15 protein-coding genes and 2 pseudogenes are annotated in these 17,496 nt (G+C 53.4%); 12 read left to right on the forward strand and 5 right to left on the reverse strand.

What is annotated here, in order from left to right; translation table 11 throughout:
* Positions 1–30: 30 nt before the first annotated feature.
* Both LEP6406_RS0225070 and LEP6406_RS34550 read left to right on the forward strand, forming a co-directional pair.
* Positions 31–633 (forward strand): annotated as a pseudogene (locus tag LEP6406_RS0225070) (TetR/AcrR family transcriptional regulator); the annotation flags it as partial.
* A gap of 57 nt (positions 634–690) precedes the next feature.
* A pseudogene (locus LEP6406_RS34550) lies at positions 691–789 on the forward strand (IS1 family transposase); the annotation flags it as partial.
* A gap of 96 nt (positions 790–885) precedes the next feature.
* Here the strand turns inward: LEP6406_RS34550 and LEP6406_RS0225075 are convergent.
* The gene (locus LEP6406_RS0225075) at positions 886–1,569 is read right to left on the reverse strand and encodes a TetR/AcrR family transcriptional regulator (RefSeq protein ID WP_008319549.1); all 684 of its coding nucleotides are present in this window, start codon (positions 1,567–1,569) and stop codon (positions 886–888) included.
* A 294-nt stretch (positions 1,570–1,863) separates the two neighbouring features.
* On the opposite strand from LEP6406_RS0225075, the gene psbA reads away from it, so the two are divergent.
* Positions 1,864–2,961: a photosystem II q(b) protein gene (gene psbA, locus LEP6406_RS0225080; protein ID WP_027269434.1), complete on the forward strand. Its 1,098-nt coding sequence runs from the start codon at positions 1,864–1,866 to the stop codon at positions 2,959–2,961.
* Positions 2,962–3,224: 263 nt separating this feature from the next.
* Here psbA and LEP6406_RS0225085 read toward each other — a convergent pair whose 3' ends face one another.
* Positions 3,225–3,968, reverse strand: a complete 744-nt coding sequence (locus tag LEP6406_RS0225085; RefSeq protein WP_263971272.1) for an SDR family NAD(P)-dependent oxidoreductase — start codon at positions 3,966–3,968, stop codon at positions 3,225–3,227.
* Between the two features lie 209 nt (positions 3,969–4,177).
* Between LEP6406_RS0225085 and LEP6406_RS0225090 the strand changes: the two genes are divergently transcribed.
* Positions 4,178–4,723, forward strand: coding sequence for a PadR family transcriptional regulator (locus tag LEP6406_RS0225090; RefSeq protein WP_008319552.1), 546 nt, complete (start codon positions 4,178–4,180; stop codon positions 4,721–4,723).
* 4 nt (positions 4,724–4,727) lie between these two features.
* On the opposite strand, the gene LEP6406_RS0225095 is transcribed toward LEP6406_RS0225090, so the two are convergent.
* Positions 4,728–6,353, reverse strand: a complete 1,626-nt coding sequence (locus tag LEP6406_RS0225095; RefSeq protein ID WP_081748178.1) for an ATP-binding protein — start codon at positions 6,351–6,353, stop codon at positions 4,728–4,730.
* 405 nt (positions 6,354–6,758) lie between these two features.
* Between LEP6406_RS0225095 and LEP6406_RS0225100 the strand changes: the two genes are divergently transcribed.
* The 8 genes from LEP6406_RS0225100 (at position 6,759) to LEP6406_RS29710 (ending at position 13,838) form a co-directional block, all read left to right on the forward strand.
* Entirely contained in the window at positions 6,759–7,112 is a 354-nt protein-coding gene (locus LEP6406_RS0225100; RefSeq protein WP_008319554.1) for a hypothetical protein, read from the forward strand.
* A 252-nt stretch (positions 7,113–7,364) separates the two neighbouring features.
* Entirely contained in the window at positions 7,365–7,640 is a 276-nt protein-coding gene (locus LEP6406_RS0225105) for a hypothetical protein (RefSeq protein WP_155834875.1), read from the forward strand.
* Positions 7,641–8,511: 871 nt separating this feature from the next.
* Positions 8,512–9,129 carry a hypothetical protein gene (locus LEP6406_RS0225110; RefSeq protein ID WP_008319556.1) on the forward strand — a complete coding sequence of 206 codons (618 nt, stop codon included), beginning with the start codon at positions 8,512–8,514 and terminating at the stop codon, positions 9,127–9,129.
* 265 nt (positions 9,130–9,394) lie between these two features.
* Positions 9,395–9,790, forward strand: a complete 396-nt coding sequence (locus tag LEP6406_RS0225115) for a hypothetical protein (protein ID WP_008319557.1) — start codon at positions 9,395–9,397, stop codon at positions 9,788–9,790.
* Positions 9,780–10,676 carry a relaxase/mobilization nuclease domain-containing protein gene (locus LEP6406_RS0225120; protein WP_008319558.1) on the forward strand — a complete coding sequence of 299 codons (897 nt, stop codon included), beginning with the start codon at positions 9,780–9,782 and terminating at the stop codon, positions 10,674–10,676. Before LEP6406_RS0225115 ends, LEP6406_RS0225120 begins: the two co-directional genes overlap by 11 nt.
* A gap of 49 nt (positions 10,677–10,725) precedes the next feature.
* Complete coding sequence (locus LEP6406_RS0225125) at positions 10,726–12,144, forward strand: hypothetical protein (protein ID WP_027269438.1); 1,419 nt, start codon at positions 10,726–10,728, stop codon at positions 12,142–12,144.
* A 248-nt stretch (positions 12,145–12,392) separates the two neighbouring features.
* Entirely contained in the window at positions 12,393–13,349 is a 957-nt protein-coding gene (locus LEP6406_RS0225130) for a cobalamin-binding protein (protein WP_008319560.1), read from the forward strand.
* Between the two features lie 18 nt (positions 13,350–13,367).
* Positions 13,368–13,838, forward strand: coding sequence for a RuBisCO small subunit-like domain-containing protein (locus tag LEP6406_RS29710; RefSeq protein WP_008319564.1), 471 nt, complete (start codon positions 13,368–13,370; stop codon positions 13,836–13,838).
* A 298-nt stretch (positions 13,839–14,136) separates the two neighbouring features.
* On the opposite strand, the gene LEP6406_RS0225140 is transcribed toward LEP6406_RS29710, so the two are convergent.
* A complete protein-coding gene (locus tag LEP6406_RS0225140; protein WP_008319565.1) occupies positions 14,137–14,508 on the reverse strand; it encodes a diacylglycerol kinase in 372 nt (123 codons plus the stop codon).
* Between the two features lie 11 nt (positions 14,509–14,519).
* The gene (locus LEP6406_RS0225145) at positions 14,520–17,390 is read right to left on the reverse strand and encodes a cyclic nucleotide-binding domain-containing protein (protein ID WP_008319567.1); all 2,871 of its coding nucleotides are present in this window, start codon (positions 17,388–17,390) and stop codon (positions 14,520–14,522) included.
* Between the last annotated feature and the right edge of the window lie 106 nt (positions 17,391–17,496).

A 17,496-nucleotide genomic window follows, 5' to 3' on the forward strand; every position in this document is an offset into this window, starting at 1 on the left:
ATTGTGAGAAATTCGTCGCCTTTTCAAAATATGACAGATCTCTCGCATTCGTCAAGCCATCTGCGTCGCCAACCGAAGCAGCAGCGGGGTAAACAGCGGGTTGAAAAAATTCTGGCGGCAGCAGCCCTCGTATTCGATGAAGTCGGGTATGAAGCCGCGACGACTCATATGATTGCCGCTAAGGCTGGGACGGCGATTGGGTCGCTGTATCAGTTTTTCCCAGATAAAGCTGCCATCTTCCAGGCCATGGAACTGCGTCATCTGGAACGGGTTCAGGCGATGTGGACGCAGGTGAATGCTTCTGACATTGGGCGACGCCCCCTAGAACAGATGCTGGCTGCCCTAACGTCGGCTGTGGGTAAGCTCTTTGAAGACCCCGTCTCGCGGGTAATGTTTGTCCAGTTCTACACCTCTCGCGAGCTGTTTCAGTCCATTGATGAAGGCTTGACTCAGACGGTGATCACGTCTCTAGCCATGCTCTTGCAGCAGCGCAATCCAGCGTTGTCCAGCCCCAAGGCGAATGTATTGGCAGAGGTCTGTGTTCACAGCAGTAATGCCGTGATGCTGGCTGCTTTTCGCCAGGGCGATCAGGGGCATAGTCAGCAGCTTATGCAGGAAATTCAGGCACTGTTGAGGGCTTACCTGGAGCCCCACGTCGGGGATGAGGATAGTGCTCATGTAATGAAAGTAATGATTTGTCCCCATTGCCAGTCAGATCGCCTGACTAAGAATGGTCATCGCCGTGGCAAGCAGTGCTATCGCTGCAAGGACTGCGGCAAGCAGTTTGTCAGCGTTCAAGCCATGGCTCAGAGTTAGAGTTAGAGTCGTCGCATAACTCTTCCTTGACCACTGAGGGTTTGTCCCAATGTGGGCGCAATAGTTGACTTATGGGTTGGTCTTAATCCCCGCCAATATCCCCGTCAAGATTAGAGCGATCGCAGACTCGGTCAGCCGCTCAATGGCTTCTGGAGTGAACCACTCAAACTCTGGCCGCACGTTTCGCATATTCGGCTGTGCGTTGAAGTAAAACGTGCAGATCGCCATAATGTGGTTCACCACCAGCCAGGGATCGACCGAGCGAAATGTACCGTCTTCGATCCCCTGTTCGACAACGGCCACAACTCGATTGATGGGACCATCCCATCCGGTTAAGTGAAAATACTTCCCCTGATTCTCCATGGCTTCATGGAGGAGCACTCGCCCATAATCGGGATGACTGACTTCATGGGCAATGGCTACCCGAATCACGGTCTTGATTGCTTCATCGGGAGGCATTTGCTCTAAGTCTAGCCCCTTAAAGGCATTAGCAAAATCTGCTGCGGGTCGTTCCAGGACCGCTTTGTATAGCTCATCTTTACTGCTGAAGTAGTAGTAAATCATGGCCTTGGTCACACCCGTTCGGGCTGCGATCGCATCCGTTTTAGCTCCAGCAAAGCCAAAGCGAGCAAACTCTTCTTCAGCCGCCGCCAAAATCTCTGCCCGAGTTGCCTCTGCATCACGGGTTTGCCGAATCGCAGTTCGCCCTGCCTTCGCCGCCAATGTGCCTAAAGTCCCTACCAAGCTACCCACTTAGGATACAGCGTAGGGCTCAGCCGCAACCACTGACCAAACCAAGATACAAAGACAAAATGAGCCCGCTAACTAACTGGAAAGTTAGTTGTTGACACCCTGGAAGCCCTGGGTTACATTAACTAACGAGTTAGTCAGTAGTGCGTCTGCCTCTACGGCTAACCTGCCTGTTTAGCCTGAGTGATGCTTTATCGCGTCAGATGTCGTCAGTAATTTGGATCGGCCTTTGACGCTCTAAAAAAGCAGTAATTAGCCTGAACAGACGAATTTTGCTGTTTTTTAATGACTATCCATATGACGACTCTCTTGCAACGGCGCGATCGCGCCAGTCTTTGGGAGCAGTTTTGCCGTTGGATCGTCAGCACCGAAAACCGCCTTTATATCGGCTGGTTTGGCGTGGTGATGATTCCAACCCTGCTAACTGCAACCGCCTGTTTTGTGATTGCCTTCATTGCGGCCCCACCCGTAGATATTGATGGTATTCGAGAGCCTGTCGCGGGCTCGTTGATGTATGGCAACAACATCATTTCAGGGGCAGTGGTGCCCTCGTCTAACGCCATTGGTTTGCACTTTTACCCCATCTGGGAAGCGGCATCATTAGACGAATGGCTCTACAACGGTGGCCCTTACCAGTTGGTGATCTTCCACTTTTTGCTGGGAGTATTCACCTACATGGGTCGGGAGTGGGAGCTGAGCTACCGTTTAGGAATGCGTCCCTGGATTTGTGTCGCCTACTCTGCCCCGGTTGCTGCTGCTACCGCCGTGTTCTTGGTCTACCCGCTGGGTCAAGGATCCTTCTCTGACGGTATGCCCCTGGGCGTTTCGGGCACCTTCAACTTCATGCTGGTATTTCAGGCGGAGCACAACATTCTGATGCACCCGTTTCACATGCTGGGGGTCGCTGGGGTGTTTGGCGGGGCGCTGTTCTCTGCTATGCATGGCTCTTTAGTAACCTCCAGTCTGGTGCGAGAGACCACCGAAATTGAGTCTCAAAACTACGGTTATAAGTTTGGCCAGGAGGAAGAAACCTACAACATCATTGCCGCCCATGGCTATTTTGGCCGCCTAGTGGGGCGCACTAATGAGGTCATCCTTGGTGTTAATGCCAATAGCCGCAGCCTACACTTTTTGCTGGCAGCTTGGCCGGTCGTGGGCATTTGGTTTACGGCCCTGGGCATTAGCACTATGGCCTTTAACCTGAATGGCTTTAACTTCAACCAGTCGGTGCTCGATTCTCAAGGTCGGGTGATTGCGACTTGGGCCGATGTGATCAACCGCGCCAACCTGGGTATGGAGGTGATGCACGAGCGCAATGCCCACAACTTCCCGCTGGATTTAGCTTCGGGTGAGGCAACGCCAGTAGCGCTTAGCGATGTCCCTGTAATTCGCTAGGTTAAGCATCGCTCAGTAGTTGAGCCAAAGTAGTTGAGCGCGCCTGCGATCGCAGGCGCACTTTTCTTTTTAGTCGATGGCGACTACCGATAACGTGACTCTCTTATCAAGTCTATTGCTCATAACATCGGATTGTTGATCATGTTTTGTTCCGAGTTTGCCATTACAGCTTTGTCGCAATAATAATTCCACTTGCCCAATCTAGTTTTGTGATGTTTAAATCGCTTCTATTGTCCAATTCTACGACGAGGGAAGCGACTTTTCTATGACTTCGTCATCCCCTGCATCACGCCGCCCATAATGCGTACTCGCGCCCACCGAGGTAAGGGCACCAGGGAATACGTCAGCAGCTTGCTTAACCATCCAGGTAAAACGACCGATTGACGACCTAGGGCTTGCAAGGTCTCTCTGGCAACTAACTCCGGATCGAGTGCCTTGCCCATGTTCATGCCAGCGCGCTCGGCAAAATTACTGCGAGTGGGGCCAGGGGCAGAAGCAATGACATCAATTCCCAGCGGTGCCAACTCCACATGTAACGCTTCCGCCAGTGCCTGAACATAGGCTTTGGTCGCCGCATAATGAGCGGCATAGGGCATGCCCTGAAATCCAACGATCGAACTCATTAGCACCAGTCCGCCGCTGCGTTGTTGCGCAAATCGCTGCCCAAAGTGCCAGCATAACGCCATCAGCGATCGACAGTTGAGATGCAACATCTCTATCTCTCGACCCAATGAGGCATTGAGAAATAGTCCTGAAGTGCCAAAGCCTGCTGCTGCCACCAGTAAACCCACCTCTAAATCCTGAATGGCTGCCACTAAAGACTCAGCTCCAGTCGGCTCTGCTAAGTCCAGCCCGATCGTCCGTACTTTAATTCCATATTGCTGGGTCAGCTCTTGTTCAAGCTGTTCCAGTGTGGATTGACTCCGAGCCACCAGCACCAGATTCAGCCCCGAGATCGCGAGCTGGATAGCGATCGCGCGACCAATTCCAGAGGATGCACCCGTCACGACTGCCCATGCACCATATCGATTAAACAACCGCCACTGCCATCGGGAGTGCGTGCTCCATGGGTCTGACAGATGAGGTTTCGACAAATTCATATCGTCCGCTTTAGTTCAATTATTTGTATTCAAGAATTTGAATATAGAAATTAGCGTATACTTTGGGTTCAAATCCGTCAAGCTTTTTCAGATCTATCTCGTTCGACCTTACCTGTATGGCTCTCAAGCACACGCTTCTGGCTTTTCTGTCCCGTCAACCTCTCAGCGGCTATGAGGTGGCTAAGGAATTTGCAGAAGGGTTTGGTGGCTGCTTTTGGAAAGCCAGCCAGCAACAGGTGTATGCGGAACTGAGAAAACTAGAGCAGCAAGGCAGCATCACCTATGAGGCGATTCCGCAACCGGGACGCTTGGACAAGAAGATTTACGCGATCGCCCCTCAAGGGCAACAAGAGCTGCTCGACTGGTTAAACCAACCGACAGAACCCACGGCAATTCGAGAAGACTTAGGCATCATGGGCTTAGCAGGCCATCTGGTGGACTGCCAAGTCATCCGTCGCGAAATTGAGCGCAGACGACAACTCCACGCAGCTATGGCACAACAAGCCAGAACGATGGATGAACATTTTGCCAAGAATTTGGAGTCATTGCAATTAAAGGATCTCTATATGCATCTAATTATTCGCCGTGCGATTCGTTATCAAGAAGACTGGGTCGCTTGGTGCGATGAATCACTTCAGGCGATCGAGCGATCGGTGAATTAGGGTTTCAATATTCAAACAGCTCCTGCTGGGGTCGAGCGAAACGAGAAGTATCGGGGCTACTGACGGGCTTAGCGTAGGTGGCATGGTTGCGAATCTCCAGCATCGGCCCCTCTTCCCGCACTAGGGCTGGGGTAAAGGCTTGGCGTTGGGCCAAGAGTTGCTCAAAGGTGACCTGGAGGGGCTGATCTCCCCTGCCGTCTTGCCAGTGTTGATAGAAGCAATCCTCAGCGACCCGGCGCACGGCATTGCCAATTTCATCGGGGATGCACAGCCGATAGGCCGTCAGCAGCTCCCGCCATTGCCCGTCCGTAAAGGGAGAGGGTTGCCCTGGGGCGAGGCGAAAGGCGGGGAAATACAGGGCCAGGTGAAGGTTAAAGATGTCATAGCGCGCCCCATCGTGGGGCAGGTCAAAGAAAAAGACCTCGGGTAGTCGTCGTTGCAACTCCACCGGCAATAGGCCCAAACGGTTGACAGTGGCGAGCACCAAGACGGGGGCGGTGTGCTCCTGCATCCAGGTGAGAAGCCGCTGCGCCGATTGCTTGGCGGTGATGTCGGTGTCCCATCCCGCAAAGCCCTTATCGAAATCATCAAAGTAGAGGACACAGGGTGAGATGGCCTCAGCGGTGTCGAGCAAGAAGCGCAGGTTGGCTAAGCTCTCAGTGGACGTTGTCCCCCGCAACCCGTTCCAGTCAGCACTGAGCAAGGGTACCCCCAACGTTTTAGCCGCTAGCTTAGCGCTGAGGGATTTGCCCGTACCCGGCAAGCCCCAGAGCACCATGCCAGTAGGGAATTTGAGGTGGTGTTGGGCTGCCGCTGGGTCAAGTAGGGCGGCAATGCGCTCCAGACGAGCATCCAACAAATCTAGACCCGCTGCTTGGGGCACGTCGGGTTGGCCAATGAACTCCAGCCCCCGCCCCCGCAACTTAGCAATCTTGTAGTCCAACACCCGCTGAGCCAAGGCCGCAACCGAATCACTCCAGGGCGTCTGCTGGGCTAAAACCCAATCCATTTCCCCGCACCCCAGTCCTTGTAGAGCTTGGCGTAGACGTAGGCGGTCGCCCGGTTGCCCCTCACCCTGGGGCTGGAACTGGGTGAGACATCGCTCCACTACCGCCTCAACTTGGGCCAAGTCGGGGTAGGGCAGCTTTAGCAGGGGGACCATGCCATGTAGGCCGACCGGGAGGGTAAAGTGCTCCGCCACCAGAACTAGATGACAGGGAATAGGGTTGACGCGCAACTGCTCAAAAAGATTGTGCAGTTGATGTTGCTCTGTGCCCTGCAAACTCAAGCCCTCGACGATGAAGATGCCCGATTGGGGGTTTTGCTGGAGCTGGGTGAGGAGAGCGGAGGGATGGGATATGGGCGCAGGGAAAAGATTGGGAGTGGGTTGAACTTGGAAGCCGTTGGGGGAAGCTGAGATCACCTGTTGCAGTTGGGGAAAGCCGGGATTGATCAGGTACAGGGGCAGGTTACCCAAGTCGCGGCTCCAGGCTTGGAACTGGGCCAAGAGTTGGGGTCGGTCAAAGGGTTGGCACGCGATCGCGGTGATGTGGTTGTGGGCTTGGACGGCTAAGGGGTACCAAGCGCTGAGGGAATCCACCATAGTGGCGCAGGATGACAGCTTTTTCATCCTGGAAGCTGTGTCCTAGCAATGCCCTCTGTCGGGGGATAGGAATTGGGGTGTTGAAGAGATGGGGAGATGGGGAGATGGGGTATTGGGGTATTGGGGTGCCCACCCACCCACCCAGGGGATGAAGGAGAGGGGTCAACCCCTTGAGGGTTACCTTGCGACTCACGTCGCCCTGGGGTGAGCGTCAAGCTCAGTTGTGATTCATTGGATTGAACGATGACGACTAATACCAAATCCGAGTTGCATAACCCCGATTCCCAAACGGTCAAACTGTAGAGGCGAATGGCATTAGCCTTTTTGAATCGGGGGTAACTAAGCAGGATTTAGTATAAAACGCAATCTCGGGTCAACCCCTATGTCGATGCGCTGTCGCAACTGCCTCGATTTGAGGAACGGCAACGGTTGATGCTGTTAAATCTGTTGATTCAAAAGGTGGCGCAGGATCTAAATCGCCGCTTTCGGTTGGAGCAACAGGAAGAGCAGTTTGACTGGGCCGAGTGCAAAGCAACGCTGGATGAAGTGTATCGTGGCCTCAGCAAAGACCAACTGCTGGGTAAGCTGAACGAGTTCTATGGCATCGGCACCATGCAAGCTGCCTTGGAGGAATTCAGCCGATTACGCCGCCAACGCAATAGCCGAGTCAGCCGTAAATATGGCACTCGCGCTACTGGCCTGTCCGCACCGTCTACGGGTTCAGATGGACTCATAGAGGGAGAGGATGAGTTCAGCGAAGATGACTTTGATGACTACGACGAATAAGGGTTAGAGCCGTTGGAGGTGCCCCCAGGTGTAATGCCTGGGGGCATTTTTGGCCCACCCACCGGAGCCCAGGCGGAGCCAGCACCTAGCGGGGCTTGGGGATACCGGGTGAATGACCCTTGAGGTCAGGCGACTTATCGTCGCGCTCGGGTGACGTTCATTCAAAGGTGAATGATGGCTACCGGAACCAAATCCAAAACTCGCACTGCCCGTACTACTAAGGTCAACCCTTACCTACAAGCATTAGGGGAGATGGTGCCGAAGACGGAACGGACGCGACTGATGCTGCTGAGTGTGCTGCGCCAGAAGACGGGTCAGAGCCTCAGTAGCAAGTTTCGCTATGAGATGAATCTGGAGTTTGACTGGAGTGAATTCAAAGCCCAGTTTGACCAGGACTATGGCGAATTGGGTGCCAAGCAACTCTTGACGCTGTTGAGTCAATACTTCGGTATTAGCTCGATGGCAGAGGCAGAGGAGGCATTTGATCAGCAGTCTGACCGCCGCCGTCAACGGCAAACGCGCTACTAGGCGCAGGGTCGGGGTGCCGATGTCTAGCCCTTGAGCAGGACATCGGCATCCCTGCTTTTACCCGCCCACCCACCCAATGGACTGTCCTCAGTAGTCCCCAAGGGACACCACTAATACCGTCCTAGCCCCGTAGCCTGGACTGACCCATAGGAACAGTGTCGCCACGGGAATGGCCATGGCCCTAGAGATGCCCTTCATGGTGCAACCAGGGTCGAGATTGGAACCCAGTGCAACCTTAGCGATCCATAACGTTGTTGGAATCCCAATTTTGACGGTAATCAAGACTCCATAGGGAGTTATCTGGAGCCCATTAGAGCCATTTGGAGTTAGGTGGAGCTAATGATAGTCAGGGGATGGGGCCAGTCTTGTGGTAATACAGGTGAGATTGGGCTTAAATGGCGTGACTTTTCAGTTCTGATGTACTGCCCCTAGGCCAAGGTGCTCAAACCTTGATGGGGTGCGAAATTCTGGCAAGAAATGCCGTCGTGACCCACTCCAAAAATCAACCCCCCAATAGGGGTCTAGCCCAGGGGATGGCACCGGATTAAAACCGTAGAGATTCAGTCTCGTAATGATACTGACGGGTAAGGGCCAAGAAGAAGGACGGATCGGTGCCCATAAAGAATGCAACCGGGCTCTATCCGCACCGATAGGCGTAGTGGGGATGGGTGTTCTGGGGGGCAAGAATGCAGAGGCGAAGCCAGAGGTCAGCCGAACTCCCACCCACCCTAAGGCTGGAGTCATACCCCTATCGGGGTGAGGGGAGAAGTGATTCAAGTACCACCCACCCTGACCCTGATGACCCCGATTGGGGTGTTGGGGTGACCTGGGGTGATATTGCCCTGGGTGTTGACCCTTACGGTGATTGCAAATGGCCACTACTCAAAAACGCAGAACGACCCAGACCCGTCAAACGGCTGGGCGCACGACGGCAGCTAAAAGCCGTAGTACCCAGTCCCGCACCCCCAGTTCCATGCTGCGGGGCTGGGCGAAAAAGAGCCTAGGGCTAGTGCCCAGTACGGGAGAGCGGGCGATCGTCATCCAAGCCTTCTATGGCCTGCGGGAACTGCTGGGGCAAAAGCTCCAGACCGAGGCCAGTACAGTCAAATCCAGCAAACGCTTTGACTGGAGTACTTGGAACGCTCAAGTCTTCATCAAGATTGTGGGTGGCAACCCGGTGCAAGCCGAGGAAGAGACGGTGACTGCCATTGGAAATGCCCTGGCAGAACTGGCCCATAGCTTCTTGGCTCCCCGCTTTAGCCCAGAGCGAGATGAATGCCTAGCCCAGTTGGCAGCGGTCAACATCGAGTCCATCGAACGCCGTCAGGCTAATCGAGCCTTAAGCGATGCCATTGGAGCAGCGACTTCGACCATGGGAGGTGCTGACGGTTTTGATGCGGAGGACTTCGATGGCGATGACGAGGATGATGACGACGACTTCGAGGATGCCGCTGAAATCAGTGAAGCCGACGACGACGATGACGATTAACAGCCAGTAGGTGCAATGGCCCTGCCTTGAGCCCAGTGGGGTCTTAAGGCAGGGCTTTTTTGTGCGGCTCAGACCACAACGCTTCCATTAGTACAGGACAACTAAGGCTCTATCAAAAGTAATAGAAAGCGGGGGGTGGATCGGGGTTAAAAACCAACTTAGGGTAGAGCTGATTTTGGATTTTATTTGTCAGGATACAAACCATAGCTTTAGGGCTGTAAATAGCTTTTGTAGGATTGCCGATATAGCTTGAACCCGTAGATTGATGGCAAAGCAGTACAAAAGAGTGAAGGCAGGATTTAGCCAGAGCCAGTATCAATACCTGATGCAGCAATCAGAGGCGTTGGGGTTGAGCCTTGCTCAAGTGATTGCCGCCTGTGTCGATGCCTGTCAACGGCAAGAGCCGAGGATAGGGAAACTCTATGGTGCTGTGACGGAGCTGAGGTTGCACCTAGAAGGGCTCCGTGCTGAGTTAGAACGCCTGGAATGGGGACATGGCCAGGGAGGGATTGTTCTTAACTTAGGGGATGTTGACCTAGGGGAATTGCTGAGTCAAATCCAACAATTACAACGGCAATGGATAGCGCTAGAGACGATTAGCCTTGAGCCTGAAGCTGACCTGAATCAACCTGATTTAGAGATTGGTGACGATGATTGTTAAACATACAAAATGTCAAGAACCCTACGGTGTCCTGAAGTATGTGATGGAGAAGCCTGGAGCTGAGTTGATTGGCTCCAATATGGGCTATACCCAAGACCCGTTAATGGCGGCAAAGGAAATGACCTTTAGTTGTCATTGGGCCGATAGTCGTCTCAGAAACAAGGTCTACCATGCCTCCATAGCGGTGCAGCGGGGCGAGCGCCTCAGCCGCTGTCTTTGGTTCTTGATAGGGGCTAAGTACCTGACCAAGATGGGCTATCGCCATGTGCCCTTCCTGGTGGTTCGCCATACCGATACCGCCCACGACCACATTCATATCGTGGCGGGTCGGCACAACATGATGAGCAATACCTGTGTGCGGGACTCCTGGGACCATCCCAGAGCGATCCAAGTCATTCAGGACCTAGAAGATGCCTATGGATTGGCCCGCAGTTCCCAGCCCTGGTCAACGGAGCGGAATCATCCGACCGTGGGCATGATTCGCCAAGAGCGCTCAACGGGTAACCCGGCCATCAAGCCAGAACTTCAGGACTTGATTGATGGGACCTGTCAGGGTGCCCCCACCCTAGAGCAGTGGGCGAGCGCCCTGGAGGCCCAAGGGGTAGCGCTAGCCTTCAACCCCATAGACGAGGACACCACCGGACTGGTCTATGGCTACAAAGGCTTGTACTTCAGGGCATCGCAACTGGGTCGAGCCTATACCTTGCAGGGATTGAGGCAGTACCGGGGGGTCAATTCACCTGAAAGCAGCATTGCCGTAATGGCCTGGTGGCAACAGCATCAAGCGCAAGCGCAGGTGAATGCCCTATCCCCAGCCCCAAATCAGGTGCCAACCCAGCCCCCTGCTGGAGTCAGTCGCTACCGATCCCGGCAACTAGAGCTGTAGCCCAGCCGCTGTCGCGCCCAAACGATGCCCCTTAGCCCAGGGTGACCCTATGGTTTCCTTACCCGCTCCAGACCCCAATCCCTCTGCCCAGCGCCCTACTCCCTCGATACAGGAGCTGCGGCGCATGACCGTGATTTGCCTGCGTCGCCTTGGCTTTGTCGTGGGTCAACAGATCTGGGTGAAGTTGAGTTGGGACTTGCCCCTGGAATTGGCCCCCCACCATTGGGAGCGCTATCACCGAGGGGAGTGTGAATGCCTCAAGCACTATGTCTACCGGGGCCAGGTGACCCAGCGAGGATTCAAGTTGCAGCGGTGTCGGGCCGCAGGTAAAGACCCCCAGGGCACCACCCGATGGCGGCCCCAGGGCAAGGTTTATCACGATGGTTGGCAATGGGTCTACCAAGCCTCCAGGCAGGGGGCGACGGTATCGTTCTATCCCAATCAACCCCAGGGGGGCATTGGCAACCATCACGTCCAACAATGCCATTGCCTGTTCTACGAAATCGATGATCAACCCCTTGCTGTCCAAGCCCAGGAAATCGCTCGCCTGGAAGCGGATACTGGCCTTGTCCCGGCAGCGGTGGTCTATAGCGGGGGTAAATCCCTGCATGTGTACTTCAGGAGTGACACCCCCTTGGCCCCTAAGGATTGGCTGCGGCTGAACCGCAAGTTGTGCATTCGCCAGAACTCAGACCCACAGATTTGTAACCTGGGCAGAGCCATGCGGATGCCAGGAATGGTGCGGCGCAGGGTGGTCAATGGTGCCCTATCGCCGCCTCGGGTAGTACGGCTCAAGGCGAATTCTCCCCAGTCCTATGGGCCGGATGAATTGGAACTTGCCCTAGACCAAGGGGGACTCTTTCCCCAGGGCTTAGACGATAGGCGCTGGCGGCGGTGGGTACAACTGAGGCATCAGGCCCAAAGAGATGCCACCCTTGAGCCGAGGGCAGCGCTCGTTGAAGAAAGGACGGGGCTGGGACCAAGACAATTCCCATCCCCGCAGCCTATACCCCCCCTGATGGGAAGCCCACCCTCTAGAAGGGGCACCCCCCACCGCGCTAGCGGCATCCCCCTACGACAATGCCTAAGTCAAGATGATGGCTATCTGATTGCCTATGGCGCAGAGCAGGGCTATCGCCATAGCAATGGCTATAAGCTGGCCTGCAACTTGGTGGCTACCGCTGCCTTCCTAGAGCAGGAAGGGGTGGGCTATGAGCCTAGTGCCGCAGCGTTGTTTTACGCCTATTGCGATCGCTGTTCGCCACCGATGGACTCAGTAGAGTCAGAGCAGATCTGGCAAGATGCGCAACGGCGAGCCACCTACCCCAGTCGCCCCCCGGAATCAATCTTGAATACCGTGGCCTACTACCAAGGGCGCGCCCAGAAGCAGGCCCAGAGACAATCGCGCCTGCGGCACTTGATTCAACAGGTGCGCGCCCGTCATCGACAAGGTAGGAGGCAGGGGTAATGGAACTGTGGGACTACCCGCAGGGGAATCCGCTGCCCCCTTTTTGCAAACCTTTGAGGCCCTGTCGCCCCCCGGCACCCATACCGCATCCGCTTGACTAAGAACTGCCCTTGTCCCTTATTGGTAGGGTGTCTTAATCTAGGTGCTGTTGGCTCGTCACAGGTCTTGTGGAATAAGCATTTCGCCTATCCCGTTCAAATTGCCAAGATGGCTGTCGTGTACAACTCAGACCACTTCCTCGGTGCCTGATGAACCTTGCTGCTTCTGCCTGTCACCCGTTGCGGATTGTCTCGCTGATTCCCAGTGCTACCGAGATCGTAGATGCCTTGGGATTGGGAGGCTGTTTGGTGGGGCGCAGCCACGAGTGCGACTATCCCCCAGCGGTAAAGGCCCTACCCGTCTGCACCGCCCCCAAATTTGACCCGGCGGGTGACAGTGCTACCATTCACCAGCGCGTGACCGAGTTGCTCACCTCGGCTCTGAGTGTCTACCAGGTGAATCTGGAGGTGCTAGAGGCTCTACGCCCGACCCACATTCTCACCCAGGCGCAGTGCGAGGTCTGCGCTGTCAACTTGGCAGAGGTAGAAGCGGCAGCGGCGCAACTGACCGGCAGCCAGCCCCAGATTATTTCCCTGGAACCGAACTGTCTGGCGGATGTATGGGCCGATATTGAGCGAGTGGGTTTGGCTCTGGGGGCAGAGCAAACAGTGGCGGTAGTGGCTGGGTTGCAGGGTCGAGTGCAGACTTGCGTTACCCAGGCGGCGGCCTGTGCGCCCAAGCCTACCGTCGCCTGCATTGAATGGATCGAGCCGTTAATGGCGGCGGGCAACTGGGTACCGGAACTGGTGCAGATGGCCGGTGGCACCTCGCTATTGGGTACCCCAGGGGAGCACTCTCCCTGGATTAGCTGGGAGGACTTGATCGCCGCTGATCCTGAGATCATTGTGATTATGCCCTGCGGCTACGACCTGGCGGTGACCCGCCGCGAAGCCGAAACGCTAACCCATCATTCTGCCTGGTCTACCCTGAAGGCGGTGCGCCAGGGGCACGTCTACCTAGTGGATGGCAATCAGTACTTTAATCGCCCTGGCCCGCGCCTAGTGGAGTCTTTGGAGATTTTGGCTGAAATTTTCCACCCCGAGGTATTTGGTACTGGCCACCGGGGGCAGGGCTGGGAACTGTGGTCACTGGAAGCGGCGGCGTAGTGAACTGAAAAAGCCGGAGTGCGATGGCCCTTTGGGCCGGTCTTCGACCATCGCACCCCATCTAAAGAAATCTTAGAGTTGCTCAGTTGCGCCTGCTCTCACCATGTGGTTGCCGTCAACCAGGCGCTGCTGGCGGGCGATCGCTGTGCCCACGATGTGGCCTGTCTGACCCGGTGGCAAACCTCGGCCCATGGGCACCCGGAGAGCAACGGTGGCCCCAAGAATGGCCACAGACCCACCGCTGACCGATTGAGTGCAGAAGCTGTAGATCAGCTACGGCAACAACTCCGGCTAGGGCATCGGGTTGGCTTAGAGTATGCTGACCCGCGCCGATTTAAAGCAGGGTCTTGGCAGAGTGGCCCTACCCTGGCGGCGACTCAAGAAGCTGAGGTTTTGGCCCAGATCAAGCAGTTTTTAGCAGCGCACTCCGGTAACTATGTGCGCCTACTGGGGATTGACCCCAGGGCAAAGCAACGCCAGTTTGAATAGGTGATTCAAATGCTTAGGTGAGTAATATATTATCGCAGCAAATTGGCACTGGTTCGCTAACAGGAGATGGATGGCTGAAAGCCTTGCTGGACAAGTGTTTTCATGATTTTAGGTTGAATCGCCTCAAACCATGACTGCATAAGAGCTTTGAAGGTTTATCACCGATTAAGAGACCAGTGCCGCAAATTTAACGGCAAAACGCAGCGGCGGCAGATAACCTTGGAACTATCACCAGCGAATTTCAACCGTTCGCTACCGTGACGTGTTAGGTGACTGGCCACTGAACAGGCTTCTTTTACTATAGTTTCAAGAGACGGATGCTTTCAATAATTAAAATTGCTGCCCATACCAGAATACTAAGTCCAGCCGCTGCTGCAGCAATATCTTTACTGACTCGGATACGATCATTCTGCTGAGGCTCAACAAAGTCACACAGGACTTCAATCGCACTGTTAAACAACTCAGAAATGAGCATTAGCCCTATTGCAAGTAGTACCAAGCTGACATCCACCCATTGGCGAAAAAGGAAAGCGCTGACTAAAATGGGTCCCGACAAGACTATCTTATAAGCAACACTAAAATCGGTGACTACCGCAATATGGAGACCCGCTAGAATCACTTTTAGCTTCTGGATTGGGTGATAACCAGGTGAACGAAATTTGTTGGGCATGACTGATCAGTTTAAAGGGGCTGGAGCTGTACCGAACGCACAAACCGCTGCAACTGCCGACTTTCCAATTCTAAAACCCGTCGAGCAAAATCAGGGTCATGGTCAAGTAAGTCGTCAAAAGCATCAACTGAGATTGCTAAAATGCGCGTCTTTTCACTGGCTGCAAGGATAGTATTTTCTGAGGTACTGTGTGCCAAGACTTCTAGCTCGTCCAGCGTTTGCCCAGGCTGAAGGCATTCAACTCTAACATCGTCACCAAGACGATAGTGAATCTTGGCATCACCCTCAATCAGCAGCAATAATTCCCGACAGGTATCACCGGCTTCTGTGATCACGTCACCGCTAGAGTAGACTCTTACTTCCGCTTGATGGGCAAGGGCAATTAGTGTTTCACTCTGCATCCGATGGAAGAAATCGCTATTAAATAAATAAACTAATTTCTCTAGCGTTGAGAATGCTGTGAGCGGAGGGCATGGAGTCGGTATAGACAGAAGCTGTTCGGCAGTTTCCCGCACGATTTCCGACTGTGCCGCATACTGTTGAGTCTGAACAATTGCCTGACTGCGTTTTGCATCTAATTGGGCAATCATATAGAGAGCTGCCACTTGAACTAGCGGATTCTGATCCTGGAGCAGAGCTTCTAAATAACCCAGAATCTGTTGAGAAGAGAATTCTAGCGAACAGGAGACGGGAGTTTCTCCAGGTTGGGTCAGAAATCTCAAAATCTCTGGCGAGAGGTGATCGCCCCAGTCCTCTTCCTCTAAAAGCTCCACTAGAATGGCAGGCGAAGACTCTTGTAAAGACTGTGCAAGACTTGGAGCTACTGAATCATTTTGGAGGATCACTAGCGTTTCTAGAACCGAGCGCACGATCAGTTCTTTTTTGTGTTTTATATTTTCTCGCAGCAGCATTAACACTGGCTGATATTCACGGAGCATGGGTTGATTTAAGGCGCGATAACTATCAATCAATCCTGATAATTGAGCTAGGAGAAACTCTGCCTTTTTGACGCTTCCTGCATTTGCAGAGAATCCACTTAAAATCCAATCTTCCTCTTGAGGTGTAATTGAATATTCACGTCGCAAAGAGCGAATCTCAGCCGAATTTTGGGTTGATAATTGCTCTAGAGTTGGGAGGTGACCGTCTTTCAATCGTAGACTATCGGACTGTTTGCTTTGCAGCAGCATGAGCCGCTCAAGCGATTTTCGATAGCCACTCAGACGAATCTGATTTTCTAAACTACGTTGACGGTTGGGGCTAAGTAACTCAGGATCTTCAATGCCCAATTCCTCTAAAACGATGCGATGTTCATCATCGGTAATATTTAATTCTCGGCGCATTTGCTGTAAGACTTCCAAACTACTGGAGTAGTTTACATAGCCTTCTTCTAATGCTTCTCGAACCACTCCTTTATACGCTTGGTGGCGCTTTTCGCGGGTAAAACCAGGGAGAACTTTGGCTAAAACGTAGACTTCATGAGTATTGAGATCACTGAGCGTACGTCCGTCTAAAAACTGCGAAACATTGAGTTGCAATTTCTCCAATTGTTTGCGAAATCGACTGGCGAGATTTTCGCGAGAATAAATATCTGGACTCCGCCGCCAAGTTTTGTAGAGCCAGAGTGTACTTAACGAGATCAGACCTAGATCGTAGAGATATTGCACAGATAAAGGTAGGAGCTGAATCAAGGGACGCCCCCCAAAAATAAAGAAAAAGTTAAAAATTCCAAAGGTACAGAGAGTAAAAATTCGATGTCGAATGATCTCGATTTCTGTTCCGGAAGGCTTCGCCAACGATAGCGTTGAATGCTGTCGACGACTGTAAAACTTAGCGCGTTTCTCGATCCACCGCCCGCCCCAATAGCCGATCGCAGTAGATACACCCAGCACCAGAGGGACAGCAGCCAGTTTGGGAATGTTGATGGCTTGCCCAAATAGATAGAGGCCGGGGTCAAACAGCGAGGCTAGCTGATCGGTTTGTCGGATCCATGCTCCGGAAAAGTAGTAGTTCCAGTTGCCTGCATACAAATAGTAATAACCAAAATAGCCCACCACTAGCCCTACATACCCATATCGCAGAAATGAGGTTTCCGGCTTATTGAGGCTGTCCCAATAGGTTCGTTCAGCGTCAATATCAATGCAAGGGTTTTGGCAGGCTACACAAGCACTTTGCTCTTTCCCATCCGGCAATACGGTACGACACATGGATTGGGTAATCGACTGATCACTCATGTGGGCTTTGCTACTCAATAAGCCCCCTGGCTCACTGTAAATACTTTGAACCGGTGCCATTGGGCAAAAGTATTGACACCAGGACTTGCCGCCGTAAAAATAACCGACGGCGATCGCTGCTGCAATGGTGAATAGTAACCAACCCCCCAACACCAGGCGATCGGCATTAAAAAATAAAATTCGCCCACACAATCCCACAAATAGCCAACTAAATTGCACATAGGGATAGTTGCGACCCAGCCATGAATCGGAGCGAACCTTTGCCAATTCGTAACGCACCTTACCAGTCTTTTGATTCTCCCGCTTGAATTGGCGTTGCCAGCCTAAGGCGCGAGGAATCTGGGATAAAAAAGATAGAGGGCAGATCCGCCGCCATAGCTCATGGCCAAATACCAACAAAATAAAGATCGCACTGGGGACAATTGCTCCCCAGAAGAGGGTGGTTCCCAAGGGATAGGGTTGCTCAGATAAACATTTTCCTTGCACTTGCACACAGGTATCGGGGAGCCGCAAGAGACTCCAGGGATGATTCGGCTCGGTTAATGTCGATGTCCAGGGATCATAAAATAGGGAACCGATCACTAGGAGCCACGTGATCGTCAATATCCATCGAATCCAGTGCATCCGAGGCTCTGGCAGTTGGGCAAACATAGACAAATCCTTGTTTAGGTCTTCATCATTGTGTGGACATAGCTATGTCTCACCTGATTGCGGTTGCTGTGAGGATGCTGCCAAGTTCAGGCGGGAGTCTGCACCA

This window comes from Leptolyngbya sp. PCC 6406 (assembly GCF_000332095.2).
Lineage (GTDB): Bacteria > Cyanobacteriota > Cyanobacteriia > Phormidesmidales > Phormidesmidaceae > PCC-6406.

Bases quoted from the DNA above. Each gene is read 5' to 3' on its own strand.
- LEP6406_RS0225145 (WP_008319567.1), bottom strand. From the start codon at position 17,390: ATGTTTGCCCAACTGCCAGAGCCTCGGATGCACTGGATTCGATGGATA.
- LEP6406_RS0225105 (WP_155834875.1), top strand. From the start codon at position 7,365: ATGGTGCCGAAGACGGAACGGACGCGACTGATGCTGCTGAGTGTGCTG.
- LEP6406_RS0225120 (WP_008319558.1), top strand. From the start codon at position 9,780: ATGATTGTTAAACATACAAAATGTCAAGAACCCTACGGTGTCCTGAAG.
- LEP6406_RS0225110 (WP_008319556.1), top strand. From the start codon at position 8,512: ATGGCCACTACTCAAAAACGCAGAACGACCCAGACCCGTCAAACGGCT.
- LEP6406_RS0225125 (WP_027269438.1), top strand. From the start codon at position 10,726: ATGGTTTCCTTACCCGCTCCAGACCCCAATCCCTCTGCCCAGCGCCCT.
- LEP6406_RS0225140 (WP_008319565.1), bottom strand. From the start codon at position 14,508: ATGCCCAACAAATTTCGTTCACCTGGTTATCACCCAATCCAGAAGCTA.
- LEP6406_RS0225095 (WP_081748178.1), bottom strand. From the start codon at position 6,353: ATGAAAAAGCTGTCATCCTGCGCCACTATGGTGGATTCCCTCAGCGCT.
- LEP6406_RS0225115 (WP_008319557.1), top strand. From the start codon at position 9,395: ATGGCAAAGCAGTACAAAAGAGTGAAGGCAGGATTTAGCCAGAGCCAG.
- LEP6406_RS0225090 (WP_008319552.1), top strand. From the start codon at position 4,178: ATGGCTCTCAAGCACACGCTTCTGGCTTTTCTGTCCCGTCAACCTCTC.
- LEP6406_RS0225130 (WP_008319560.1), top strand. From the start codon at position 12,393: ATGAACCTTGCTGCTTCTGCCTGTCACCCGTTGCGGATTGTCTCGCTG.
- LEP6406_RS0225100 (WP_008319554.1), top strand. From the start codon at position 6,759: ATGCTGTTAAATCTGTTGATTCAAAAGGTGGCGCAGGATCTAAATCGC.
- psbA (WP_027269434.1), top strand. From the start codon at position 1,864: ATGACGACTCTCTTGCAACGGCGCGATCGCGCCAGTCTTTGGGAGCAG.